Here is a 26,035-nt window from a genome sequence, read left to right on the forward strand (position 1 = left end):
TGAGCAGGTCGTTCCCGTCCAGATCGGGTCGATCCGGCCGGAAACCCCTGCTGGGCTTCCTCCCGCGCCGTCTTCCTGCGCAGCGTACGGCTGTGCGCCCTGACCGCGCGCCGGATCGGGGCATCGGGTCATGGAACGCTCCGGGGCATCGGACGGTTCTGTCCGGACGGACGATCGGTTCGAGGCCCCGCGCCGATGCTCCGCAGGTTTCGCCTTGCCGGTCAAGCGCAGCAGCCGCTTGCGACACGACGACACCGTCGGCGCAGACGCCTTGATGCGGGTCAAACCGGCGCCCAGACTTCGGGCGTATTTCCGACTGCCGCTTTCCGGAGGACGACATGAGCGCCGAACCGAACGCTTCGGACCAGGACGGGCAGGCTGCGGTGATCGCCTTCCTGGAGGATCCGGCGACCCATGGCGGCGCACGCACGCGCCGGATCGATACCCATGCAGCGATGGTCTTCCTGGCCGGCGACGACGTCTACAAGGTCAAGCGGCCGGTCAAGTACGCCTACCTGGATTTCTCCACCCTGGAGCGGCGGAAGGCGGCCTGCGACCGCGAGCTGGAGGTCAATCGCGCCTATGCCGGCGAGATCTACCGCGGCGTGGTGCCGATCACCCGCGATCCGGCCGGCGGGCTGGCGATCGACGGGGACGGCGTGCCGGTCGAGTGGGCCGTGCACATGCAGCGTTTCGACGAGACCGCGACCCTCGACCACGCGATCCTCGACGCCCCGCTGCCCGCCGATGTGCTCGACATGCTTGCAGACCGGCTGGTCGAGGCCCATGCGGTCGCGCCGCGCCGGGACGGAGGGCCGTGGATCGACGACCTCGGCAGCTATCTCGACGACAACGCCGCCTCGTTCGCCGCCGCCCCCGACCTGTTCGCGGTCGACGACGCGGACCGGCTCGATGGCCGGGCCCGCGACACGCTTGCCGCGATCCGACCGCTGCTGGAAGCGCGCGGCAGGGAAGGCAAGATCCGCCACATCCACGGCGACTGCCACCTCGGCAACGTCGCGATGATCGACGGCGCCCCGCGCTTCTTCGATGCCATCGAGTTCGATGACCGTATCGCCACCGGCGACGTGCTCTACGACCTCGCGTTCCTGGTGATGGACGTCTGGCGCCACGGGTATCCCGCCGGCGCCTCGCGCATCTTCAACCGCTACCTGACGGTCCACGGCGACGCGGGGGATCTGGCGGCGCTGGAGGCCTTTCCCTTCTTCCTGATGATGCGGGCCGCGATCCGCGCAAAGGCGGGTGCGGCGCGGCTGCGCTTGATCGACGAGAGCGAACGCCCCGACGCCGGGCGTGACGCGAGCGACGCCTTCCACCACGCCTGCGGCTTCCTGGAGCCGGTGCCGGCCCGCCTCGTCGCCGTCGGCGGACTGTCCGGAACCGGCAAGACGACTATCGCGCGCCGGCTTGCCCCTGCCCTCGGCCGCCCCCCCGGGGCGGTCCATCTGCGCACCGACGTGCTGCGCAAGCGCCAGGCGGGCGTGGCGCTCACCGACCGGCTGCCGCCCGAGGCCTACACCAGAGCGGCCTCGGAGGCCGTCTACGCCGAGCTGTTCGCCCAGGCCCGCACCGTGCTGTCGGCCGGCCAGGCTGTGGTGCTCGACGCGGTGTTCGCCGCGCCGGACGAACGCGCCGAGGCCGAGCGCATCGCCACGGAGACCGGCGTGCGCTTCTCCGGCATCTGGCTGGACGCGCCGCCGGAAACCCTTGAGGCACGGGTCGGAGCGCGTACCGGCGATGCCTCCGACGCCACCGAGGACGTGGTGCGCACTCAGGCATCCTACGATCTCGGCGAGATCGGCTGGCGGCGGGTCGCGGCCGGCGGCACCGGCGACGCGACATTCGAGGCGGCGCAGGACGCAATGGAGCAGGGCGGCGGCTGACGCCTCCCCGGGCGCCTACTCGTGCGTGAGCCGCGCGCGGACGAAGATCGCCCCGGCAATGGCGACGGCTCCCAGGGAGGCCGCAAAGATCGTCATGCCCTCCGCCTGGCCATAGACATCGACGAGGACGCCCGTGGCGAGGGCCGACAGCCCGCCCATGAGATAGCCGCCGAACGAGAACAGCGCCGTCGCCTCGGCGCGGTTGCCGGAGGGCACGTGCAGCCCAATCAGGGTGAACCCGCCCAGCTGCGCGAAGCCCTGCGCCGCGCCGGCGAGTGGCGCGGCCGCGATCAGCAGCACCGCGCTCGACAGGACCACCGCGAACGTCATGGAGACCGTCGCGGCCAACGTCAGCGCCGAGCCGATCAGCAGCAGGGTGCGGATCGACAGCCGGCGCAACGCGAACTGGACGCCCGTCGCGGCGATGAACATCAGGCACGCGGTGCCGCCGGCCACCAGCGGGCTGGTGACGCCCAGAAGCCGCGACAGCACCGATGGTCCGAGCGACAGCACGAACGAGGTGGCTGCCATCGCCGGCGCGAAGATCGCCAGGCCGGCGGCCAGGTTCAGCCCGTTGCCGGCCGGGATGCGCGGCACGCCGAAGCGGCGCGGCGCACGGTCCCCCATCGGCGGAAAGGTCAGGAGCGCGACGACGACGAAGGCCGCCAGCATGGAGGCGAACAGGACCGCGAAGACCGGCACGGCAGGACGGTCGAGGATCTCGGCCATCGCGCCCGCCAGCAGCGGGCCGATGGCCGCGCCCAGCACCGTTGCCGCGGACGCCGCCAGCGACGCGCGCCGCCGCCGGTCCGGACCGCCCAGGTCGAGGATCGCGGCAGTGCCCACCGACACCGTCGTTCCGCCGGCGATCCCGGCGAGCACCCGCGCCGCGAGCAGCATCGCCACGTTGTCGGCGAAGGCGAACAGCAATGTGGCCACGAGGCCGCACGCGATGCCCGGCAGCAGCACCGGCTTGCGGCCGTAGCGGTCCGACAGCTGGCCCGCCACCAGCAGCGCCGTGAGAAGGCCGCCGATATAGGCCGCAAAGACGACGGTGATCGTCCCGGCCGAGAAGCCGATCTCGTGCTGCCATGAGACGTACAGCGGCTGCGGGGCGTTCGACAGCGCGAACACGGCGGCCACCGCCCACGCGGCGGCCCACATGCGCCAGGCGGGATGGCGCTCGGAAGCGGAAGATGCCGGGGGATTGAACAAGAACGCACGACTCGCGGCAGGGACGGACGTGCGCACTCTATGGCCTGCGCGCGCCTTGCGCGAATATCGTTTGCAGCACGCAGGCATTGCCGCGCCTGCCATGACCTGCGGTAGGCTGAGGACAGCGGAACGCCCCCGGCCGGCGTCGACATGCTTCTGTCGGCCGGGCCTCCGTGCTATGCGCGAAGAAACGGCGCGTTGTTGCCGTGTCTGGGAGGACCTTGGCTGTGAAGGAAATACTCGGCGAACTCGAAGCGCGGCGCGCGGTGGCGCGACTGGGCGGCGGCGAGGCCCGCATCGCGGCCCAGCACAAGCGCGGCAAGCTGACGGCCCGCGAACGGCTGGAAATCCTCCTCGACGAGAACTCGTTCGAGGAGTTCGACATGTTCGTCGAGCACCGCTGCACCGATTTCGGGATGGAGGAAACCAAGTTTCCGGGCGACGGCGTCGTCACCGGCTGGGGTACCATCAACGGCCGCACCGTCTACGTCTTCGCCAAGGACTTCACCGTCTTCGGCGGGTCGCTGTCGGAAACCCACGCCCAGAAGATCGTCAAGATCCAGGACATGGCGGTGCGCAACCGCGTGCCGATCATCGGCCTGTTCGATGCCGGCGGCGCCCGCATCCAGGAGGGCGTGGCGGCGCTCGGCGGCTACGGCGAGGTGTTCCAGCGCAACGTGCTGGCCTCCGGCGTCATCCCGCAGATCTCCGTCATCATGGGCCCCTGCGCCGGCGGCGACGTCTACGCGCCGGCGATGACCGACTTCATCTTCATGGTGCGCGACACCAGCTACATGTTCGTCACCGGTCCCGACGTGGTGAAGACCGTCACCAACGAGACGGTGACGGCGGAGGAACTCGGCGGCGCCTCGATCCACACCACCAAGTCGTCGATCGCCGACGGGGCGTTCGACAACGACGTCGACACGCTGCTGCAGGTCCGCCGCCTCGTCGACTTCCTGCCGGCATCCAACGTCGCCGAGATCCCCGAGATCGAGACCTACGACGACCCGGAACGGACCGACCCCTCCCTGGACCGTCTCATTCCGGACAATCCGAACAAGCCCTACGACATGCGGGAGCTGATCCTGAAGGTCGTCGACGAGCGCGACTTCTTCGAGATCCAGGAAAGCTTCGCCAAGAACATCCTCACCGGCTTCGGCCGCATGGAGGGCCGCACGGTCGGCATCGTCGCCAACCAGCCGATGCTGCTCGCCGGCGTGCTCGACATCGACGCCAGCCGCAAGGCGGCGCGCTTCGTCCGCTTCTGCGACGCCTTCTCGATCCCGATCGTCACCTTCGTCGACGTGCCGGGCTTCCTGCCGGGCACCGCCCAGGAATATGGCGGCCTCATCAAGCACGGCGCAAAGCTGCTCTTCGCCTACGCCGAGGCCACCGTGCCGAAGGTCACCTGCATCACCCGCAAGGCCTATGGCGGCGCCTACGACGTGATGGCCTCCAAGCATCTGCGCGGCGACCTGAACTATGCGTGGCCGACGGCGGAGATCGCGGTGATGGGGCCGAAGGGCGCGGCCGAGATCCTCTATCGCTCGGAGCTCGGCGACAAGGAGAAGATCGCCGGCCGCATCGCCGACTACGAGCGGCAGTTCGCCAACCCGTTCGTCGCCGCCGAGCGCGGCTACATCGACGAGGTGATCATGCCGCAGTCGACGCGTCGGCGGATCAGCCGGGCACTCCGCCTCCTGCGCAACAAGACGCTGGAGAACCCCTGGAAGAAGCACGACAACATCCCGCTGTAGGCGGGCTTCGTTTCGCTCACGCGTGCCAACTTCGTTGGCCGCTGCGCGGGCGCGGCCTGACCGGCCGGCGCGCGGTCGCACGCCGGTGGGTGCCGTCCGGAAACGCTTTTGCCAGATGGCTGCGCGCCCGCCCCCCTCCGCCCATCCCCGATTTCGCGAGGATGCGCGGAGTGAAGGGCCTCAGCCCGCCAGCACCCGCTGATCGACGGGCTGTCCGGCCGCCACGAACGACGGGTTGAGGAAGTCGGCCACGCCCGCCCGGCCCCGCTTGCCGTAGGCGAGCGGAACGCCGTCGAAGGTGGTGCAGACGCCGCCGGCCGCCCGCAGCACCGCATCGCCGGCCGCCGTATCCCACTCCATCGTCGGCCCGTGGCGCGGATAGAGATCGGCCGCCCCCGCCGCGATCCGGCAAAATTTCAGCGACGAGCCGGCCGACACGATCTCAGCCGCGTCGACCCGCGCGATGAACGCGTCGGTCTCGGCCAGGCGATGGGAGCGGCTGGCCAGCACGGTCGGCCCCACAGCCGGCACGGCGCGCACGGCGATCGGCCGCTCGCCGGCGACGGCGGCGCCGTGGAGGCGCGCGGCGAAGGCTCCCTCGCCCACCGTTCCAAAGAACGCCTCGCCCGTCACCGGCACCGTGACGATGCCCCAGGCCGGCGCGTGGTCGACCACCAGCGCGATGTTCACCGTGAACTCGCCGTTGCGCCGGATGAACTCCTTGGTGCCGTCGAGCGGGTCGACCAGGAAGAAGGTGCCGCCGGTGTCCGGCACCCGGCCGGCCGCGGCCTCCTCCTCGGCGATCACCGGGATGTCCGGCGCGATCGCCCTGAGATGGCGCAGGATGATCGCCTCCGCCGCCCGGTCGGCCTCCGTCACCGGCGAGCCGCCCACCTTGGTCTCGACAGGCGTGCCGGCCGCGTAGAAGCGCAGGATCGCATCCCCCGCCTCGATGGCGGCGGGCAGGAGGTCGGTCACGCGGGGCCGCGTCATCGCATTCAGTCCCTTGTCCGGAGGTCCAGTTCGGAAGACGCGCTCACAGCCCGTCGACGAGCGCGATCCATTCGTCCTCGTCGAGGATCTGCAGTTGCAGCTCCTGCGCCTTCTTCAGCTTGGAGCCGGCGCCGGGTCCGGCCACCACGATGTCGGTCTTCGCCGACACGGAGCCGGACACCTTGGCGCCGAGGGACTCGGCCCGCGCCTTGGCCTCGTCCCGGGTCATCTTCTCCAGCGTGCCGGTGAAGACGATGGTCTTGCCGGCGACGGGGGTGTCGGCCGTGCGGCCGGCATCGTCCTCGGGCGTCACCTCCTTGAGGAGCGCCTGAACCACCTCGACATTGTGCGGCTCGCCGAAGAACTCCGCCAGCGCCTGGGCCACCGTCTCGCCGATGCCGTCGTGGGCGACCAGCTCGTCATGGGCGGCCGTATCGCCCTTCGCCAGCGCCTCCATCGCCGTCTCGAACGCCGGCCAGCTGCCGTAGGCCTCCGCCAGCATGCGGCCGGTGATGTCGCCGACATGGCGGATGCCGAGCGCGAAGATGAAGCGCCTGAGCGCGATGGTGCGGCGCGAGTCGATCGCCTCGAACAGCTTCTTGATCGAGGTGGCGCCCCAGCCCTCGCGGTCCTTCAGCTTCTTCAGGCTGTCCCTGTCGCGGGCCTCCAGCGTGAAGATGTCGGCCGGCGTGCGCACCAGGCCGTCCTCGTAGAACGCCTCGACCTGCTTGGCACCCAGCCCCTCGATGTCGAAGGCGGCGCGCGACACGAAGTGCTTCAGCCGCTCCACCGCCTGGGCCGCGCAGACGAGGCCGCCGGTGCAGCGCCGGACCACGTCCTCCTTGCCGGTGCGCGGATTGATGTCGCGCACCGCATGGCTGTTGCAGACCGGGCAGCGGGTCGGGAATTCGTAAGGCACCGACTCCTTCGGCCGGTGCTCCGCGAGCGCGCGCAGCACCTGCGGAATCACGTCGCCGGCGCGCTGCACCACGACCGTGTCGCCGACGCGCACGTCCTTGCGGGCGATCTCGTCCTCGTTGTGCAGCGTCGCGTTGGAGACCACCACACCGCCCACCGTCACCGGCTCCAGCTTCGCCACGGGCGTGAGCGCACCCGTCCGCCCGACCTGGATCTCGATGGCGTTCAGCACCGTCGTCGCCTGCTCGGCGGGAAACTTGTGGGCGATCGCCCAGCGCGGCGAGCGCGAGACGAAGCCGAGCCGGCGCTGGTAGTCGAGCCGATCGACCTTGTAGACGACGCCGTCGATGTCGTAGCCGAGCCCGGAGCGGCCCTCCTCGATCTCGTGATAGACGGCGATCAGTTCGTCGACCGTGGTGCAGCGCCGCATCAGCGCGTTGGTCTGGAAGCCCCAGTCCTTGAACAGGGCGACCATCTCCAGCTGGGTCTCGCGCGGCAGCGACGGGATCTCGCCCCACGCATAGGCGAAGAACTTCAGCGGCCGGCTCTCCGTCACCTTGGGATCGAGCTGGCGCAGCGAGCCCGCCGCGGCGTTGCGCGGATTGGCGAACACCCGTCCGCTCTCCGCCTGCATGCGCTCGTTGAGGGCGCGGAAGTCGGCGTGGGTCATATAGACCTCGCCGCGCACCTCGACGACGTCCGGCGCACCATCGGGCAGCTGCACCGGAATGTCGTCGATGGTCCGCGCGTTCTGCGTGACCGCCTCGCCGACCACCCCGTCGCCGCGGGTCGCCGCCACCGTCAGGCGGCCGTTCTCGTAGCGCAGGTTGAGCGACAGGCCGTCGATCTTCGGTTCGGCCGTGATCGCCAGCTCGTCGTCGGCGCCGAGCCGCAGGAACCGCCGGATGCGGGCGGCGAAGTCGGCGACGTCCTCGTCGGAGAAGGCGTTGTCGAGGGAGAGCATCGGCACGGCATGGCGCGCCTCGGCGAACGCCTCGCTCGGCGCCGCACCCACCGTCTGGCTCGGGCTGTCGGGGGTCACCAGGTCCGGGAACGCCGCCTCCAGCGCCTGCAGCCGCCGGCGCAGGGCATCGTATTCGGCGTCGGAGACCGTCGGCGCGTCCTTCTGGTAATAGCGCTTGTCGTGGGCGCGGATCTCCTCGGCGAGGCGCGCGTGCTCCTCCGCCGCCTCGACCGCCGTCAGCGTGTCGACGCGGCCTGCCGGGGTCTCGTCGCCTGCGGATGTGTCTGCCGACTTCGCCACCTGAAGCTCCGACCTCGCATCAACCTTTTGCGATCTGTCTCGCACAATTTGCCCAATCCCGCGACTGTCGTCAGAACGCGAACAGCCTGTTTCCCACGGGCGGGTTCACACCGGCGGTGAAACGCCCAACTTGCGGCCTTGTTCGCAACTGCAACAGGAGTGCAGCCGCATGCTGATCCGCACCGTCGCCCTGGCGACCACGCTCGCCCTCTCCCCCGTCGCCGCCTTCGCCGACTGGCAGATCGATCCGTCCCACACGGCGGTCGTCTTCGAGGTCGAGCACTTCGGCTATTCCGAGGTGACCGGCGTCTTCCCGACGGTCGAAGCCACCATCGACAGCTTCGATCCCGAGGACCTGGACACCGCGAAGTTCTCCGTCACCCTCGACGCGACGGCGATCACCACCTTCTGGGGTCCGCGCGACGAGCACATCAAGAGCCCCGACTTCCTCGACGTCGCGAACTTTCCCGAGATCACCTTCGTCTCGACCGCGGTGAAGACGACCGGCGACGGCACCGCCGACGTGACCGGTGACCTGACCATCAAGGACGTCACCAAGCCCGTCACGTTCAAGGCGACGGTCAACAAGATCGGCGAAAGCCCGGTGATGCCCGGCACCCAGGTCGCCGGCTTCACGCTGACCGGCGAGATCGACCGCACCGAGTTCGGTGTGGACACCTACGCACCCGCCGTCGGCGCGGTCATGCCCGTGACCATCAACGTCGAGCTGAACAACAAGAGCTAAGGCCGGCTCTCCTCCCCGTCCGGGCCGTACGGGCCCGGACGGGGGCATGAGCGTTTCAACCGATCGAAGCTGCCGTCGTTTCCCGTGGCCGCGGCGTCGCCGTCCCATCGGAGATCGCTGCAGCCACGGAACATCCTCCATGCACACGAAAAACACGACCGAGAGCTGGGGCTGGCCGGCGCGGCTCCTCCACTGGTCGATCGCCGCGCTGATCCTCTTTCAGCTCGGGCTCGGCCTGTACATGACCGATTTCGTGCCCGACCTGTCCGAACAGTTCAAACTGTTCCAGCTGCACAAGAGCTGGGGCTTCGTGGTCTTCTGTCTCGCCGTGATCCGCGTCGCCTGGCGCCTCGCCAATCGCCGCACACCCCGGCTGCCCGCCGGCACGCCGCGCTGGCAGGCGGTCGCCTCCCACGCCAGCCACGGGCTGCTCTATCTGCTCATCCTGGTGATGCCGCTGTCGGGCTGGGTGATGTCGGCCGCCTCGCCCACCCAGGACTATCTGGGTATCCAGAACATGGTGTTCGGCGCCTTCGCCATGCCGGATCCGTGGGTGCCTGGCGTGCGCTGGATCGCCGAGGCGGCCAAGGAGATCCACGAGCTCAGCGCCTGGGCGATGATCGCCATCCTGGCGATCCACGTGGCGGCGGCACTGAAGCACCACGTCGTCGACCGCGACGCGGTCCTCCGTCGCATGAGCTGGGGCGCGTGAGCCCCGCTCCCGTGCCGAACTCTCGAGCCTTTTCCGATCAGGTGGAATCACCTGATCGGAAAAGGCTCGAGAATCAATGACTTGAGCAATTCCTTGTCGTTCAGATCGTTTCGATCTGAACGGGAAATGCTCTATGTCCCCGCGCCCATGAGCTTCGAGGCGGCGGCGCGCGCCTCGTCGGAGATGGTCGCGCCGGAGAGCATCCGGGCGATCTCCTCCAGCCGGTGCGGTCCCTCGATCAGGCGCACCCGCGTCGCCACCTGATCGGTCTCCAGCGGCTCCTTGGCGATCAGCATGTGATCGGCGGCCCGCGCGGCCACCTGCGGCGCATGGGTGACGGTGAGCACCTGCACGGTGTCGGCGAGGCGCGCCAGCCGGTTGCCGATCGCCTCGGAGACCGCCCCGCCCACCCCGGAATCGATCTCGTCGAACACCAGCGTCGGCGCCGAGCCGCGCCCGGCCAGGGACACCTTCAGCGCCAACAGGAAGCGCGACAGCTCGCCGCCCGAGGCGACCTTCATCATCGGGCCGGGCCGGGTGCCCGGGTTGGTGCGCACCCAGAACTCGATCTGGTCGATTCCGTCGGCGCCGCCGCCCTCGCCGACGCTCTCGATGCGCACCTCGAAGGCCGCCCGCTCCAGCCGGAGTGACGGCAGCTCTGCGGCCACGGCCGCCTCCAGCGTGCGGGCGGTCTCGGTGCGCGCCTCCGACAGATGCGTCGCCGCTGCCCGGTAGGTCGCGACCGCCGCCTCGACGGCCTTGGCAAGCCCTGCCAGGCGCTCCTCGCCGGCATCGAGGTCGGCAAGGTCCGCCGCCATCCGGTCGCGCAGTGCCGGCAGCTCGTCCACCTGCACCTGGTACTTGCGCGCCGCCGCCCTTAGCGCGAACAGCCGCTCCTCGGTCTGTTCCAGCACCCGCGGATCGAAGTCGGTGCGGGCGATGGCGTCCTGCAGCGCGGAGCGCGCCTCCTCGAGGTCGTCGAGGGCGCGGCCCAGCGCATCGGCCGGCACCTGCAGGATGTCGGGGGCGCTTTCCGCCTTGCGCGACAGCCGGCGCATCAGGCTGGACAGCTGCGGGATCGGCGACGCCGGCCCGTCGAGCTCGCCGAACGCCTCTGTCAGGTCGCCGGCCACCTTCTCCACCTGCATCATCTGCTGGCGCCGGTCGGCCAGCACCGTCTCCTCGCCGGGCTCCGGCTCCAGCGCCACCAGCTCCGCCACCGCATCGCGCAGGAAATCGGCCTCGCGGCGCGCGGCCTCGATGCGGCTTTCGTGCTCCGCCAGCGCCCGTTCCGCGTCACGCCGCGCCTGCCAGGCCGCCCGCACGGTGCGGACGTCGGCGCCAAGCCCGCCGAAGGCGTCGACCAGGTCGCGGTGCACGGCCGGATCGATCAGCGCCCGGTCGGCGTGCTGGCCGTGGATCTCCACCAGCGCCCCGCCGATCTCCTTCAGGAGGCCGACGCTGACGGGCTGGTCGTTGACGTAGGCCTTCGAGCGCCCGTCCGCCGACTGCACCCGGCGCAGGATGAGATCGCCGTCGGTGTCGATGCCGTTCTCCTCCAGCCGCGCCAGCACCGGATGCACCGGGCCGACGTCGAACACCGCGGTCACCTGCCCGTGCGGACAGCCGTGACGGACCAGCGCCGCGTCGCCGCGGGCGCCGAGGGTGAGCGAGAGGGAATCGAGGAGGATCGACTTGCCGGCACCGGTCTCGCCGGTCAGCACGGTCAGGCCCTCGGAAAAATCGAGGTCCAGCCGGTCGATGAGGACGATGTCGCGGATCGAGAGGCGCGTCAGCATGTCGATGCACCGGCCACTAGAGCATGTCCCGTCCGGCCGACATCGGTCCGAACGGGTCGGCAACGCCAGAGCGGCTGTTTCCGAGCCGTTGCCGAAGGGTCAGGCGCATCCCCCAGCCCGCACGCGGCGAGGTCGGGCGGCGGATGCGACGCGCGCAACCCCGCGCGCCGGCATGCGTCCGGTCAGAGGAGCTTGATGCCCTCGAAGGCGCGGCTGATCCAGCTCTGCTTGTTCTCGCTCGGCTCATACCCGCCCGTCTTCAGGAGAGAATAGGCATCCCTGTACCACCGCGAGTCCGGGAAGTTGTGCCCCAGCACCGCGGCGGCCGTCTGCGCTTCGGGAACGATTCCAAGAGCATAATAGGCTTCGGTCAGCCGGAACAGCGCCTCTTCGATGTGGCGCGTCTGCTGGTACTGCTCGACCACGACCCGGAACCGGTTGATGGCGGCAAGGTAGTCCTTCCGCTCCAGATAGTAGCGGCCGACTTCCATGTCCTTGCCGGCGAGCTGATCCCTGGTCACCTGGATCTTGTGGCGGGCGTCGTTGGCATATTCCGAATCGGGATAGTTGCGCACCAGCTCGTCCATCGCGGCGAGCGCCCGTTGGGTCATCGCCTGGTCGCGGCTGATTTCCGGGATCTGCCGGAAGTAGGAATTGCCGATGATGTACTGGGCGTACGGCGCATCCTCGTGGCCGGGATACAGCGCCAGGAAGCGCTGGGCGGAGTTGATCGCCTCTTCGTACTGGCCGCGCTGGTAGTAGGCGTAGGCCAGCATCACCATCGATTTGCGGGCGTATTCCGAATAGGGATGCAGCCGGTCGACTTCCTGGAGCTTGACCATCGCCTCCTTGTAGTCCCCGTCGTTCAGGAGAACGAGGGACTCGTTGTACAGCTGGTCGGCCGGAACGTCCTGGAACGCCAGCTTGTCGGTGTCCTTCGACGAACACCCGGCCAGCATCAACACGGCAATCACGGCAAAGACGCTACGCTTCATCAGCCGAAAACTCGCTCCGTCGCCATTCGCTTCGCTGCCCGCACCGGTCCGGCAGACCGGATCCGGCGGCCGGCAAGCCGCCATCTGCGTCCGTTCCGGTCCGGGGGGATTCGGATCGGCCGCGCGAGACCATACCCAAACTGGCTCGCCGGATCATCCCCACCCGCATGCCATCGGCACATCGGGCGAAGCGATCGATCCGGCAGACACGAAAAAGCCAGCACCCGGCAGGAAATCACCGGACAGGTGCTGGCCCCAGATTTGAGCAGAACTGTGGCGGACGGGCTCAGACGCGCTCGTCGAGCGCCAGCTCGCGAACCATCGCCGGATATTCCGGCGCGGCGCCGGCCGGCGCGGGGACCAGCTCATAGGCCGAGCTGTCCGACATCAGCTGCCGCACCACCTGATAGTTGACGCGGTGCCCGCCCTTGTAGGAGCGGTAGAGGCCCAGGATCGCATGACCGGCCAGCGCGAGATCGCCCACTGCATCGAGGGCCTTGTGGCGCACGAATTCGTCCGACCAGCGGGTGCCGCCGAAGTTCAGCACCCGGTCGCCGTCGATCGCGACCGCGTTGTCGAGCGAGGATCCGCGGGCGTAGCCCATCTTCCACAAAGCCTCGACCTCGTGGAGGAAGCCGAAGGTGCGCGCCCGTGCCAGCTCCTTGCGGAACACGCCCGGGGTCAGGTTGAAGGCCATCGACTGGGTGCCGATGATCGTGCCGGCGAAATCGATGTCGATCTCGAAGCGCGGCATGTCGTGCGGGAGCAGCTCGGCAACCGAGCCGTTGATCTCGACGCGCACCGGCTTCAGCACCCGAATCATCCGGCGGCGCTGGTTCAGCGGGTAGACGCCGGCGAGATCGAGCTCCTCGACGAAGTCCGACGAGCTGCCGTCCATGATCGGCATCTCCGGGCCGTCGATCTCGACGAGCGCGTTGTCGATGCCGAGGCCGCGGAACGCAGCCATCAGGTGCTCGATGGTGCCGATGGTCCGTCCGTCCGCACCGGCAAGCATGGTGCAGAGTTCGGTGGCGGCGACGGACTGCCAGACGGCAGGGACCGCCGGGCCGACGTCGCCGTCGGTGCGCTGGAAACGGATGCCCGTATCGGCGTCGGCCGGAACAATGGTGATCGTGACGGATGCGCCGGAATGAACGCCGATGCCGGTCAGCTCCACCGGGCGAGCCAGGGTGGTCTGAAGGGCCGAGTCTTGATGCACCATTAGAACGCCTTACTGCCCAAACGAAAACGGGCTCTCGGGAAGGCCGGCCCAATCGGGAGGAATCGGTCGGCCGTCAGAAATCGACGGCCAGAACCTAGCGATGGTTTTCCGCAGATCGGAATCAAGCTCTGTTACGGAATGTAACGTGGTGGAAGAAACCCTAACAAAGCCAAGGCGCCCGCCTCCGGATGGAGGCGGGCGCCCTGCATTTTCAACCTCTGTACCAGCCCCTCGCGGGAGGGATCCGGAACCGATCGGCGCTTGAGCCTCTAGGTGGCCTGGCGGCGGAGGAACGCCGGGATTTCCAGCTGGTCGTCCTCGTTGTAACCGCGCGCCGCAGGCCGCGTGCGCGCCTCCGGCTCCTGACCGGAAGACCGCGGCCGGCGGTAGCTTTCACCCTGCGGCCGCGCCTGGGGCGGACGGCGGGAGAACTCGGTGCCGTCGGCACGCCGCTGCTGCGGCTCCCGGGCCTCCTCGCGCACCGGCTGGCGGGCCGGAGCCTGCGGAGCGGCCTGCTGGACGGCCGGCTCCTCGCGCGGCCGCTGGGCCGCCCGCGGCATCGGCTGATCGGCAACCCCGGCGTCCTCGTGCTCCTCCTCCTCGCGACGGCCGAGGCCGTTGGCGAGGCGGCGCAGCAGGCCCATCGGCCGGCGGTCGTCGGTTTCGGCGTGCTCCTCGCGGCGGCGGGTCTCGCGCGGCGCCACCGGCGGGAAGTCCTCGACCTCCGGCATGCGCGGCATCCGGGTCGGGGCGGCGGCATGCTTGTCGGCGCGCGGAGCAACCGGCTCCACCGGCGCCTCGGCAACCCGGAGGTCGGCGTCGGCCATGTCGTCGTCGATGAACTCGTCGTCGGCGAACGCCACGCCCTCTTCTTCGATGAAGGCCTCGTCCTCGGTGAGGAAATCGCTGCCGATGTCGCTGTCCTCGGCCCAGCCGCCCGGTGCGGCGTTGGTCCCGAGGTCGGCGGCGACGGCGGAGAGCGCCGTTTCCGGAACGGCGGTCGCCTTGGCGCGGGCGCCCTGCGCCGGGCGCGCGCCCTGCGACTGCGGACGCAGGCGGTCCGACAGCGCGACCACGCGGTCGCCGTCGTCTTCGTGGTCGCCGGTCTGTTCGAACGGCTTGTCGATGCCGGTGGCCACGACCGACACGCGCATCATGCCCTCCATGGTCTCGTCGAAGGTCGCACCGAAGATGATGTTGGCGTCGGGATCGACCTCCTCGCGGATGCGGGTGGTCGCCTCGTCGACTTCGAACAGGGTCAGGTCGTAGCCGCCGACCACGGAGACGAGCAGCCCGCGGGCGCCCTTCATCGAGGTCTCGTCGAGGAGCGGGTTGGAGATCGCGGCCTCGGCGGCCTGCATGGCCCTGCCCTCGCCCGACGCCTCGCCGGTGCCCATCATCGCCTTGCCCATGCCGCGCATGATCGAGCGGACGTCGGCGAAGTCGAGGTTGATGAGGCCCTCTTTCACCATCAGGTCGGTGATGCAGGCGACGCCGGAGTAGAGCACCTGGTCGGCCATCGCGAAGGCGTCGGCGAAGGTGGTCCGCTCGTTGGCGATGCGGAAGAGGTTCTGGTTCGGGATCACGATGAGCGTATCGACGTGGTGCGACAGCTCCTCGATGCCGGAATCGGCGAGCCGCATCCGGCGGTGGCCCTCGAACTGGAAGGGCTTGGTCACCACGCCGACGGTCAGGATGCCCTGGTCGCGGGCGGCCCGGGCGATCACCGGGGCGGCGCCCGTGCCGGTCCCACCGCCCATTCCGGCGGTGATGAAGGCCATGTGGGCACCGGACAGATGGTCGGCGATCTCGTCGATCACCTCCTCGGCGGCGGCCCGGCCGACATCCGGCTGGGAGCCGGCACCGAGACCTTCGGTGACGGCGATGCCCATCTGGATGATGCGCTCGGCCTTGGACAGGGCGAGCGACTGGGCGTCGGTGTTGGCGACCAGGAAATCGCAGCCCTGAAGGCCGGCCTGGATCATGTTGTTGACGGCATTGCAGCCTGCGCCGCCGACGCCGAACACCTGGATGCGCGGCTTCAATTCGGTCAGGTCGGGGGTCTTAAGGTTAATCGACGGCATCACACCCTCACTGTTCTTTTCCGCTCCGCCGCTCTCGCGGTCCGTGGTCGCCAAGTCCCACTCGGCACCGAAATCTGTCTCGTGTTCATTGCCCATCATCAGAAGCTGTCCCTCAGCCAGCGTCCGACCCGCGAGAAGTATCCGTCCGTACCTGTCATTGCGAAGGCGGACGGCCGCTCGGAGCCGGAGGTGTCGAGGACGGCGACTTGTGGGAAGATCAAAAGTCCGACGACGGCCGAGAAGGATGGTCCCTTCGCGGCTTGCGGAAGGCCCGCGATACCGAGCGGCCGGCCAAGCCGGACGCTGCGGCCGAAGACCGACCTTGCGACGTCGAGGAGCCCGGTCAGTTGACTGCCGCCGCCCGTAAGAACGATTCGCCGACCGACCCGGCTCGAACATCCGGACGCGACCAGCCGGTCGCGCACGAGTTCGAGGATTTCCTCCGCCCGCGGCCGGATGATCCGGTTCAGCGCGGCACGGGGGATCTGCAGCGGAGCACCGCCGTCTTCTTCGCCCACGGGATGGATCGTGAGCATGTCGTGATCGTCGCTGGAGACCGAGAGGCAGGTCCCGTGCAGCGTCTTCAGCCGTTCGGCGTCGTCCAGGCGGATCGACAGGCCGTTGGCAATGTCCAGGGTCACGTGGTCGCCGCCGATGGCGATCGCGTCCACGTGCAGCAGACGGCCGTCGCCGTAGACGGCGATCGAGCTCGTGCCGCCGCCGATGTCGACCACCGCGGCCCCCAGTTCCGCCTCGTCGTCGACGAGGGTGGAGAGCCCGCTGGCGTACGGTGTCGCCACCATCGCTTCGACGTCGAGATGGCAGCGGTTGACGGTCAGGCCGAGATTGCGCTGCGGCGCCTCGTCGGACGTGACGACGTGAACGTCGACGCCGAGCCGTCGTCCGACCATGCCGCGCGGATCACGAATGCCGCGCTGACCGTCCAACGTGTATCCAATCGGCAACGCGTGCACGACGGAGCGTCCTTGTCTCACCGAGTGCGTGCTTCCGGCCGCCAAGACCTTTCGAATATCGTGATCGCTCACCGACTCGCTGGTGAGATCGACTTTGGCCGTGAAGGTTTCGCTGCCCAACCTTCCGCACGTTTGGGTGAGGATAAGTGATTCGACCGTAACTCCGGCCATTCTTTCTGCGGCATCCACCGCCAGTCGAACGGCGTGTTCGGCCGCATCGAGGTCGATGACCACGCCGGACTTGATGCCGCGGGCCCGCTGGTAGCCGTATCCGACCACCTCGATGGAGTGGGACCGCCCCGGCATCACCTCTTCGGGAGGCCGCGGCTTCAGCCGGGCGATCAGGCAGGCGACCTTGGTCGAGCCGATGTCGAGAACGGTGACGATCGACGGACGACGGTTGGAGAGGCGCGGCCCGTCCTGGCCGCCGCGATGAGGCAGGAACAGGCTCATATGCGGGCCTCCCGGCGGACCTTGCGCGGAGATCCGGCCTTCGCGTCCACCGCGAGGGCTGCCTCCGTCGGGCGGATGGCGATCCGGTCGCTGAGGCGCACGTCGATCGAGGCGATGTCGCGGTCGAACAGCGCTTCCCGGCGGTCGATCTCGACCAGATTGGCCAGCGCCTCCCGGGCGCCGTGCTCGGGAAGCCGGATCTGGACGCCGTTGGCGAGCACGACGTCCCAGCGCCGTCCGCCGACATAGACGGCGGCGCGGCTGCGCGCCTGGAAGTCGGGGAAGCCGGCCAGCAGGGTGAGGATCGCGTCCACCTGCTCGTTGGCGTCGGTGCCGACCAGCAGCGGCAGGCCGGCGAAGCGGGCGTCGTAGCCATCGGCCAGCACGTTGCCGTCGCGGTCGATGACCGACAGCACGCTCTCATGCTGCCAGAGGGCGGCGGCGGACCGCTCCTCGATCTGGACGTAGACGGATCCGGGATAGGTCTTGCGGACGGTTGCCTCTTCGATCCACGGCAGCGACACCAGCCGCGCCCGCGCCTCGCCCGCATCGACGGAAAGGAGCGACGAATCGGGACCGATGCCAAGGGCCGCGAGGATCGCGCTTTCGGAGGTTTCGCGCTGCCCGTCGAGATGGACCTGGGCGACGCTGAAGCCGATCGCGCTGCCGGCCGCATCCAGCACCGTGTTGGTGTGGCCGCCGTAGCCGATGCCGGCACCGACGGCGACGGCGAGAAGGCCGAATGCACCGAGCGTGCCGAGGCCGAGCGCGCGCGTCGGCTTGCGCTCGAGGCGCCCGCCCGTGCGTCGTCCTTTTCGGCCTGTCCGTGCGTTCATCGACGGCAACTCGCGTCCTCCACCAACCAGCTGACCAGCCGCTCGAAATCGTAGCCCGCGTGTGCGGCCATTTCGGGCGCCAGTGACGTTTGCGTCATGCCGGGCTGGGTGTTCACTTCGAGACAGATGAGAGTCTCTGTCGCGTCGTCGAACCTGAAGTCGGCTCGCGACACTCCGCGGCACCCGAGCGCCCGATGCGCTTCAAGGGCCAATCTTTGGACTTGTTGGTAAATATTTGGTTTAAGTTCTGCCGGAAGGATGTGTTTCGACCCACCTGGCAGGTATTTTGCGTCGTAATCGTAAAATCCCTGCCCCGCCGTCACGATGTCGATCACCCCGAGCGCCTCGTCGCCCAGCACGGCGCACGTCAGCTCCCGCCCCGGGATGTAGCGCTCGACCATCACCTCCTCGCCGAAGGTCCAGTCGTCCCGGTAGAGCGCCTGTGGCGGATGGGTGGCGCCCTCGCGCACGATGATCACCCCGAAGCTCGATCCGTCGGCGACCGGCTTGACCACGTAAGGCGGCTCCATGACGTGGGTCTTGGCGGCCACGCTGCGCTCCACCAGCTGGTGCACCGTCACCGGAATTCCCGCCGCCGCCAGCACCGCCTTTGCCTTGTCCTTGTTCATGGCCAGCGCCGAAGACATCACGCCGGAGTGGGTGTAGGGGATGTCCATCACCTCCAGGATGCCCTGGATGCAGCCGTCCTCGCCGAACGGCCCGTGCAGGGCGTTGAAGGCCACGTCGGGGCGCAGCTCCGCCAGCCGGGCGGCGATGTCGCGCTGCACGTCGACGCGCGTCACGCGGTAGCCCGCGCGCTCCAGCGCGTCGGCGCATTGAGCGCCCGAGGACAGGCTGACGGGCCGTTCCGCCGACCAGCCGCCCATCAGCACCGCAACGTGGGGTCCAACCGGCATCGTCAGTGCTCCGTGAACGGGGTGAATTCGGGAACGGCGAGGCCGGCCGGCCAGCTGCCGAGGCGCTTGATCTCCCAGTCGAGCCGCACGCCCGAGGTGTCCAGCACCCGCGCCCGCACGGTCTCGCCCAGGCGCTCCAGGTCGGCCGCCGTGGCATCGCCGGTGTTGATCAGGAAGTTGCAGTGCAGCTCGGAGACCTGCGCACCACCGATGGTCAGGCCGCGGCATCCCGCGGCGTCGATCAGCTGCCAGGACTTGGCGCCGGGCGGGTTCTTGAAGGTCGAGCCGCCGGTGCGGCTCTTCACCGGCTGCGTCGCCTCGCGGCTTTCGGTGATCGTCTGCATCTCCGCGCGGATCGCGGCCTGATCGCCCGGCTCCGCCTGGTAGAGCGCCTCGGTGAAGATCAGGTCGCCAGGGGCCTCGGAATGGCGGTAGGCGTAGCCGAAGTCGGCGTTCGACAGCACGTGCACCCGCCCCGCCCGGTCGACGGCGCGCGCCTCGATCAACCGGTCCTTCGTTTCGCCGCCATAGGCGCCGGCGTTCATCCGCAAGGCCCCGCCGATCGCGCCGGGAATGCCGCGGTAGAACGCCAGGCCCTGCAGGCTCGCGTCGGCGGCGGCCTTGGCCACCTTCACGTCGGGAGCGGCGGTGCCCGCGCGCACCCGGTCCCCCTCGACCGCGATCCGGCCGAAGCCGCGCGCAGACAGCCGCACCACCACGCCGGCGATGCCGCCGTCGCGGATCAAGAGGTTCGAGCCCAGCCCGATCGGCAGCACCGGCACCTCGGCCGGCAGCGCCGCCAGGAAGGCCGCCAGGTCGTCCTCGTCGGCCGGCTGAAACAGCAGCTCCGCCGGCCCGCCCACCCGGAACCACGCGATGTCGGCGAGCGCGCGGTCCGGCTCCAGGACCCCGCGGATCTCCGAGCGTGCCGCTCCGAGCGCGTCGAGGATGTCGGCTCCGCTCATGCGCCACCCTTCGGCGCGAGCGCCTCCAGCTGGCCCGGCAGTGCCTGCGCCCACTGGGTGATCGAGCCGGCGCCGAGGCAGACGACGAAGTCGCCGGGCCTGGCGATGTTGGCGACCAGCCCGGCCAGATCCTTCGGGTCGTCCAGCGCCATCACCTGGCGGTGGCCGCGGGTGCGCAGGCCGGCGATCAGCCCGTCGCGGTCGGAGCCCGGGATCGGGCTCTCTCCGGCGGAATAGACGTCCGCCACGATCACCGCGTCGGCGTCGTTGAAGCAGGCGCAGAACTCGTCGAAAAGCGAATGCAGCCGGGTGTAGCGATGCGGCTGCATCACCGCGATCACCTTGTGCTTGGTGGAGGCGCGCGCCGCCTTCAGCACCGCCGCGATCTCCACCGGGTGGTGGCCGTAGTCGTCGAACACGTCGACGCCGTTCCAGGTGCCGGTGTGGGTGAAGCGGCGCTTCACCCCGCCGAACGCCTTGAGGCCGGCGCGGATCGCGTCGGCGCCGATGCCGAGCCGGTCGGCGACGGCGATCGCCGCGGTGGCGTTGGACACGTTGTGCAGCCCCGGCATCGGCAGCACGAGGTCGGCGATCGTCTCCTCCCGGCCGGTCACCCGGTCGTAGAGGTGCACGTCGAACCGGCTGGTGCCGCGGTCGGAAGTTACGTCGGTGAAGCGCACGTCGGCTTGCGGGTTGGCGCCGTAGGTGATCATCCGCCGGTCCTCGATGCGGCCGACCAGCGACTGCACCTCCGGATGGTCGAGGCACATCACCGCGAACCCGTAGAACGGCACGTTCTCGACGAACTGGAGGAACGCCTCGCGCTCCTTCTCGAAGGTGCCGTAGTGGTCCAGGTGCTCGGGATCGATGTTGGTGACGATGGCGATGTCGGCCGGCAGCTTAACGAAGGTGCCGTCGGACTCGTCCGCCTCGACCACCATCCACTCGCCGCCGCCCAGCCGGGCGTTGGTGCCGTAGGTGTTGATGATGCCGCCGTTGATGACCGTCGGGTCGAGCCCGCCGGCCTCCAGCAGCGTCGCCACCAGCGACGTGGTGGTGGTCTTGCCGTGGGTGCCGCCGACCGCGATCGACTGCTTCAGCCGCATCAGTTCGGCCAGCATTTCCGCCCGCCGCACCACCGGCAGCAGCCGGGCGCGAGCCGCCATCAGCTCGGGGTTGTCGCGCTTCACCGCCGACGACACGACGATCACGGTGGCCGCGCCGAGGTTGGCGGCGTCGTGGCCGATGTGGATCTCGACGCCGCGCTCGCGCAGGCGCTTCACGTTGGCGTTCTCGGCGATGTCGCTGCCCTGCACGGTGTAGCCGAGGTTGGCCAGCACCTCGGCGATGCCGCTCATGCCGATGCCGCCGATCCCGACGAAGTGAACCGGTCCGATGTCGGTGGGCAGCTTCATTGTGTCGTCCCTTGTTTCCTGTCGTCGCCGGCGGGCGTGAGCCCGGCAACGGTGGCGACGAAATCGGCAAGCCGCGCGGCCGCATCGGGCTGCGCCATGGCCTTCGCCGCGGCCGCCGCCGTGGCAAGCTGCTGCGGCGCCGCGGAAAGCGCGGCGATCTCGTGCGCCAGCCGGTCCGGCGTGAAGTCCGTCTGGTCGATTTTCCATCCGCCGCCGGCGGCGGCGAATGCGGTGGCGTTTTCCCGCTGGTCCTGGTCGAGCGCGTTCGGAAGCGGCACCAGCAGTGCCGGGCGACCGATCGTGCCGAGCTCGGCGACGGTGGAGGCGCCCGACCGGCCGATCACCAGGTGGGCAGCGGCGATGCGCCCCGGAAGATCGGAGAAAAAAGGCGCGAGTTCGGCGGCGACGCCGGTTTCGGCATAGGCCGCGCGCACCGCGTCCAGATCCTCCTGGCGGCACTGCTGGACGACCGACAGCCGGCGCCGCAGCTCGTCCGGAAGCAGCGCCATGGCCGGCGGCAGGATCTCGGAGAAAACCCGCGCGCCCTGGCTGCCGCCGAACACCAGCAGGCGGAACGTCCCGTCGGCGGCGGGCACCGGATAGGGTGTCGCGGCCGCCTCGATCACGTTGGGCCGCACCGGCATTCCGGTGTGGACAGGCGCGTCGGCGCCGCTTGCCAGGCCGCGCGCGTTGGGGAATGCGACCGCCACCTTGGCGAAACGCGACAGCAGGCGATTCGCGCGGCCGAGCACGGCGTTCGCCTCATGGACGATGGCCGGCCGTCCGAGCATCCGCGCCGCCAGGATCGGCGGCAGCGTCGGATAGCCGCCGAAGCCGACGACCGCGGCGGGCTTCGCCCGCCGGATGATGCCGGCCGACTGCACGAAGCCCGCCCCCAGACGGGTCATGGCGCCGGCCATCGCCGCAGGCGACATCCGGGTGGTCGCCGACGAGGAGGAGACGACATGCATCGCCCGCGCCGGAAACGTCGCCCGGTAGGGCTCGGCGCGCTCGTCGGTGACGAGTTCGACGGTCAGGCCGCGGCGGCCGAGCTCGTGCGCCAGCGCCTCGGCCGGGAACAGGTGCCCGCCGGTGCCGCCGGCCGCCAGGAGGATCGTCGCGCCCATGGTCTCTCCGCCCTGCATGCGCCCTACGCCGGCTGCGGGGTGGCGTAGCTCGCTTCGGGAGCGAACGGGCCGATGTGGACGGTCTGCGGGCGCCGCCGCGTCAGCGCCAGCACGAAGCCCATGCCGAGGGCCACCGCGACCAGCGACGAGCCGCCGTAGGAGATGAACGGCAGGGTCATGCCCTTCGCCGGCATCAGATGCAGGTTCACCGCCATGTTGATCATGCTCTGCACGCCGAACAGCACGATCAGGCCGCAGACCGACAGCCGCGTGAAGGCGTCGTGCATCCTGAGCGCGTGCAGCAGCCCGCGCAGCACCACGAAGCCGAACAGCGAGACCAGCAGGATGCAGATGATCACGCCGAATTCCTCCGCGGTGACCGCGAAGACGAAGTCGGTGTGGGAATCCGGCAGGATGCGCTTCACCGTCCCCTCGCCCGGTCCCTGGCCGAACCAGCCGCCGCGCACGAAGGATTCGATCGCCGTATCGACCTGGAAGGTGTCGCCCGAGGTCGGGTCGAGGAAGCGGTTGATGCGGGCGGCCACGTGCGGAAGGTTCATGTAGGCGAGCCCGAGCCCGCCCATCCCCATGAAGCCCAGCGACACCACCCATTTCCAGGGCATGCCGGCCAGGAAGAACATCGCGCACCAGACGATCGCGATCAGCATCGTCTGGCCGAAGTCGGGCTGGGCCACCAGCGGCGCGACCACCATGGCCAGCAGCAGCACGGCGAACAGCTTGCCGGGAAGCTCCGGGCGCTTGCCGCCCTCGGCGAACAGGAACGCCGTCAGGATCACGAACGCCGGCTTCAGGAACTCCGCCGGCTGCACCGACACGCCGAGGATCGACAGCCAGCGGCGCGCACCCTTCGCCTCGTCGCCGAGGAACAGCGTCGCGATGGTGGCCACCAGCATCACCGCGAACAGGATCAGCGCGAGCCGCCGGACCTTGCGGCTCGGCAGGAACGAGACCCCGATCATCACGGCGAGGGCCGGGATGGCGAAGAACGCCTGCCGGATGACGAAATGGTAGCTCGGCAGGCCGAGGCGTTCGGCCACCGGCGGGCTCGCCGCGAACGACAGGACCACCCCGCCCGCCAGCAGCGAGACCAGGGCGATCAGCATCAGCCGGTCGACGGTCCACCACCACTCGGCAAGCATGCTGCGGTCGGCGCGCGAAACCATCAGGCAACCCTCCGTTCGATGCCGTCGAGACCGAGGACGAGCGCCTTGAACGCCTCGCCCCGGACTTCGAAGTTCGCAAACTGGTCGAACGACGCGCAGGCCGGCGACAGCAGCACCACCGCCTCGCTTTGCCCGTTTGCGGCGTCGGCGGCCGCCTGGGCGACGGCCGTCTCGAGGTCGCCGGACACGACGGCCTCGGCGCGGCCCTTCAGCGTCGCGGCGAACACGTCGGCGGCCTCGCCGATCAGGTAGGCCCGCGCCACCCGCGGGAAGAGATCGTCCAGGCTCTCGATGCCGCCGGTCTTCGGCCGGCCGCCGGCGATCCAGTAGATGCGCTCGAAGCTCGCCAGCGCCCGGCGGGCGGAATCGGCGTTCGTCGCCTTGGAATCGTTGACGAAGAGGACGTTGCCCCGGCGCCCGACCTGTTCCAGGCGGTGGGCAAGGCCGGGGAAGCTGGCAAGCCCGGCGGCCGCCCGATGCGGATCGTGGCCGAGGCCGACGAGGGTTGCCAGCGCGGCGGCGGCGTTCTCGGCGTTGTGGCGCCCGCGCAGGCTGCCGATGCCGGAAATGTCCGTGATGGTCGTCTCGGCGCCGCCCCGGGCACGCACGATGCGGGTGCCTTCGGCAAACACGCCGTCGCGCACCGGACCCGTGGTCGAGACCCGCAGCGTCGGCAGGCCGCGCCCTTCGCGGCGCTCGGCCATCTCCAGCGACCAGGCGTCGTCGACGCCGACGACCGCGACGCCGGCACGGGCGACCACGCGCTCCTTGATCGACGCGTAGTGGGCGATCGTGCCGTGGCGGTCGAGGTGGTCCTCGGAAATGTTGAGGTGCAGCCCGACGGTGGGCGCCAGGCTCGGCGCCAGGTCGATCTGGTAGGACGAGACCTCGACCACCGCGACGCTTCCCTCCGCCGGCACCGGCAGGTCGAGCACCGGAATGCCGATGTTGCCGCCGACGTGGGCCGGAATTCCCATCGCGTTCAGGAGGTGGCCGATCAGCGCGGTGGTCGTCGACTTGCCGTTGGTGCCGGTGATGGCCACCAGCGGCGCCTGCGGCGCGCGGGCCCGCCGTTCGCGCTCGTAGAGCTCGATGTCGCCGATCACCGGCACGCCGGCCGCCTGCGCCATCACCACGGTCCAGTGCGGACGGGGATGGGTCAGCGGCACGCCGGGCGCCAGCACCAGCGCGTCGAAGGTCTCGAAGGGCACCGTCCCGAGGTCGGCGGTCGGAACGCCGGCTGCGGCGGCCTGCGCCACCTTCGCCGGCTGGTCGTCGTAGGCGGTGACCAGCGCGCCGCCGGCCATCAGCGCGCGCGCCGTCGCAAGGCCCGACCCGCCCAGCCCGAACAGCGCGACCTTGCGGCCGGAGAAGGTGGCGACCGGGATCATCGGCGCCCCCTTCGGGCGGTGCCGCGCGTGCCGGTCGAATAAGTGGGCCTGACGGGGCGGGTCACGTCCATTCTCCTCAGCGCAGCTTGAGTGTGGCGAGGCCGAGAAGCGCGAGCACCACGGCGATGATCCAGAAGCGGATCACCACCTGCGGCTCGGTCCAGCCAAGCTGTTCGAAGTGGTGGTGGATCGGCGCCATCTTGAAGACGCGCTTGCCGGTGAGCTTGAAGGAGGCGACCTGGATGATCACCGACACCGCCTCCAGCACGAACAGGCCGCCGATGATCGCGAGCACGATCTCGTGCTTGGTGGCCACCGCGATCGAGCCCAGCATGCCGCCCAGCGCCAGCGAGCCCGTGTCGCCCATGAAGATCGCGGCAGGCGGCGCGTTGAACCAGAGGAAGCCCAGTCCCGCCCCGATCACCGCGCCGCACAGCACGGCGAGTTCGCCGGCACCGGCGACGAAGTGGATCTGCAGGTACTCGGCGAACACCGCGTTGCCGCAGAGATAGGCGATCACCCCGAACGAGCCGGCGGCGATCATCACCGGCACGATCGCCAGCCCGTCGAGGCCGTCGGTCAGGTTCACCGCGTTGCCCGCGCCGACGATGACCAGCATCCCGAACGGGATGAAGAACAGGCCGAGATTGATGACGAAGTCCTTCACGAAGGGCAGCGCCAGCGCCGTGTCGAGCGGCCCCTGGCTCAGCGACGACACCACCGCCGCCGCGATGCCGGCGATGATCGCCTCCAGCAGCAGCCGGATGCGTCCGGAGAAACCGCCGTGGGTGGCCTTCGAGACCTTCAGGTAGTCGTCGTAGAAGCCGATCATCCCGAAGCTCAGGGTGACCAGCAGCACGACCCAGACGTAGGGGTTCGAGAGATCCGCCCACAGCAGGGTGGCGGCGAGCAGCCCGAGCAGGATCAGCAGGCCGCCCATGGTGGGCGTGCCCTTCTTGGTCATCAGGTGGCTGGCCGGGCCGTCGGCACGGATCGGCTGGCCCTTGCCCTGCCGCAGCCTGAGGCTGGTGATGATGCGGGGCCCGAAGAAAAAGACGAGGAACAGGGCGGTCAGCATCGCCCCACCGGTCCGGAACGTGATGTACCGGAACACGTTGAGGCCTGAAACTTGGCCGGCGAGCTCGCCCAGGAGATAGAACAT

20 protein-coding genes are annotated in these 26,035 nt (G+C 69.6%); 4 read left to right on the plus strand and 16 right to left on the minus strand.

Annotated features, from left to right (window positions below; genetic code table 11):
• Positions 1-338: 338 nt before the first annotated feature.
• A complete protein-coding gene (locus ACSSVZ_RS02985; protein ID WP_453968207.1) occupies positions 339-1,904 on the plus strand; it encodes a bifunctional aminoglycoside phosphotransferase/ATP-binding protein in 1,566 nt (521 codons plus the stop codon).
• Positions 1,905-1,919: 15 nt separating this feature from the next.
• On the opposite strand, the gene ACSSVZ_RS02990 is transcribed toward ACSSVZ_RS02985, so the two are convergent.
• Positions 1,920-3,119, minus strand: coding sequence for an MFS transporter (locus ACSSVZ_RS02990; protein WP_453968209.1), 1,200 nt, complete (start codon positions 3,117-3,119; stop codon positions 1,920-1,922).
• A 227-nt stretch (positions 3,120-3,346) separates the two neighbouring features.
• Here ACSSVZ_RS02990 and ACSSVZ_RS02995 point away from each other — a divergent pair, with 227 nt between their 5' ends.
• Positions 3,347-4,879, plus strand: a complete 1,533-nt coding sequence (locus ACSSVZ_RS02995; RefSeq protein WP_453968210.1) for an acyl-CoA carboxylase subunit beta — start codon at positions 3,347-3,349, stop codon at positions 4,877-4,879.
• 180 nt (positions 4,880-5,059) lie between these two features.
• Here ACSSVZ_RS02995 and cysQ read toward each other — a convergent pair whose 3' ends face one another.
• Both cysQ and ligA read right to left on the minus strand, forming a co-directional pair.
• Complete coding sequence (gene cysQ / locus ACSSVZ_RS03000) at positions 5,060-5,872, minus strand: 3'(2'),5'-bisphosphate nucleotidase CysQ (protein ID WP_453968211.1); 813 nt, start codon at positions 5,870-5,872, stop codon at positions 5,060-5,062.
• 43 nt (positions 5,873-5,915) lie between these two features.
• Complete coding sequence (gene ligA, locus ACSSVZ_RS03005) at positions 5,916-8,054, minus strand: NAD-dependent DNA ligase LigA (RefSeq protein WP_453968212.1); 2,139 nt, start codon at positions 8,052-8,054, stop codon at positions 5,916-5,918.
• A gap of 169 nt (positions 8,055-8,223) precedes the next feature.
• Here ligA and ACSSVZ_RS03010 point away from each other — a divergent pair, with 169 nt between their 5' ends.
• A complete protein-coding gene (locus ACSSVZ_RS03010) occupies positions 8,224-8,799 on the plus strand; it encodes a YceI family protein (protein WP_453968214.1) in 576 nt (191 codons plus the stop codon).
• A 139-nt stretch (positions 8,800-8,938) separates the two neighbouring features.
• Positions 8,939-9,511: a cytochrome b gene (locus ACSSVZ_RS03015; protein ID WP_453968216.1), complete on the plus strand. Its 573-nt coding sequence runs from the start codon at positions 8,939-8,941 to the stop codon at positions 9,509-9,511.
• A 131-nt stretch (positions 9,512-9,642) separates the two neighbouring features.
• On the opposite strand, the gene recN is transcribed toward ACSSVZ_RS03015, so the two are convergent.
• The 13 genes from recN to mraY all read right to left on the minus strand — a co-directional run bounded on the left by recN (position 9,643) and on the right by mraY (position 26,035).
• Positions 9,643-11,310: a DNA repair protein RecN gene (recN, locus tag ACSSVZ_RS03020; protein WP_453968217.1), complete on the minus strand. Its 1,668-nt coding sequence runs from the start codon at positions 11,308-11,310 to the stop codon at positions 9,643-9,645.
• A gap of 182 nt (positions 11,311-11,492) precedes the next feature.
• On the minus strand, positions 11,493-12,305 hold the full coding sequence (locus ACSSVZ_RS03025) for an outer membrane protein assembly factor BamD (protein WP_453968218.1): 813 nt from the start codon (positions 12,303-12,305) through the stop codon (positions 11,493-11,495).
• 286 nt (positions 12,306-12,591) lie between these two features.
• Positions 12,592-13,527, minus strand: a complete 936-nt coding sequence (gene lpxC / locus ACSSVZ_RS03030; protein WP_453968220.1) for a UDP-3-O-acyl-N-acetylglucosamine deacetylase — start codon at positions 13,525-13,527, stop codon at positions 12,592-12,594.
• 269 nt (positions 13,528-13,796) lie between these two features.
• On the minus strand, positions 13,797-15,611 hold the full coding sequence (gene ftsZ / locus ACSSVZ_RS03035) for a cell division protein FtsZ (protein ID WP_453968652.1): 1,815 nt from the start codon (positions 15,609-15,611) through the stop codon (positions 13,797-13,799).
• Positions 15,612-15,709: 98 nt separating this feature from the next.
• Positions 15,710-17,038 carry a cell division protein FtsA gene (gene ftsA, locus ACSSVZ_RS03040; RefSeq protein ID WP_453968222.1) on the minus strand — a complete coding sequence of 443 codons (1,329 nt, stop codon included), beginning with the start codon at positions 17,036-17,038 and terminating at the stop codon, positions 15,710-15,712.
• Positions 17,035-17,874 carry a cell division protein FtsQ/DivIB gene (locus tag ACSSVZ_RS03045; protein WP_453968224.1) on the minus strand — a complete coding sequence of 280 codons (840 nt, stop codon included), beginning with the start codon at positions 17,872-17,874 and terminating at the stop codon, positions 17,035-17,037. The genes ftsA and ACSSVZ_RS03045 overlap by 4 nt, the downstream gene beginning before the upstream one ends.
• Complete coding sequence (locus tag ACSSVZ_RS03050) at positions 17,871-18,791, minus strand: D-alanine--D-alanine ligase (protein WP_453968225.1); 921 nt, start codon at positions 18,789-18,791, stop codon at positions 17,871-17,873. The genes ACSSVZ_RS03045 and ACSSVZ_RS03050 overlap by 4 nt, the downstream gene beginning before the upstream one ends.
• A gap of 2 nt (positions 18,792-18,793) precedes the next feature.
• Positions 18,794-19,756, minus strand: coding sequence for a UDP-N-acetylmuramate dehydrogenase (gene murB, locus ACSSVZ_RS03055; protein ID WP_453968227.1), 963 nt, complete (start codon positions 19,754-19,756; stop codon positions 18,794-18,796).
• Complete coding sequence (murC, locus tag ACSSVZ_RS03060) at positions 19,753-21,171, minus strand: UDP-N-acetylmuramate--L-alanine ligase (RefSeq protein ID WP_453968229.1); 1,419 nt, start codon at positions 21,169-21,171, stop codon at positions 19,753-19,755. The genes murB and murC overlap by 4 nt, the downstream gene beginning before the upstream one ends.
• Positions 21,168-22,298: an undecaprenyldiphospho-muramoylpentapeptide beta-N-acetylglucosaminyltransferase gene (gene murG / locus ACSSVZ_RS03065; RefSeq protein ID WP_453968231.1), complete on the minus strand. Its 1,131-nt coding sequence runs from the start codon at positions 22,296-22,298 to the stop codon at positions 21,168-21,170. Before murG ends, murC begins: the two co-directional genes overlap by 4 nt.
• A gap of 23 nt (positions 22,299-22,321) precedes the next feature.
• Positions 22,322-23,482, minus strand: coding sequence for a putative lipid II flippase FtsW (gene ftsW / locus ACSSVZ_RS03070; RefSeq protein ID WP_453968232.1), 1,161 nt, complete (start codon positions 23,480-23,482; stop codon positions 22,322-22,324).
• The gene (gene murD, locus ACSSVZ_RS03075) at positions 23,482-24,873 is read right to left on the minus strand and encodes a UDP-N-acetylmuramoyl-L-alanine--D-glutamate ligase (RefSeq protein ID WP_453968234.1); all 1,392 of its coding nucleotides are present in this window, start codon (positions 24,871-24,873) and stop codon (positions 23,482-23,484) included. The genes ftsW and murD overlap by 1 nt, the downstream gene beginning before the upstream one ends.
• 76 nt (positions 24,874-24,949) lie before the next feature.
• Positions 24,950-26,035 carry a phospho-N-acetylmuramoyl-pentapeptide-transferase gene (gene mraY / locus ACSSVZ_RS03080; RefSeq protein WP_453968235.1) on the minus strand — a complete coding sequence of 362 codons (1,086 nt, stop codon included), beginning with the start codon at positions 26,033-26,035 and terminating at the stop codon, positions 24,950-24,952.

This window comes from Amorphus sp. MBR-141 (genome assembly GCF_053628695.1).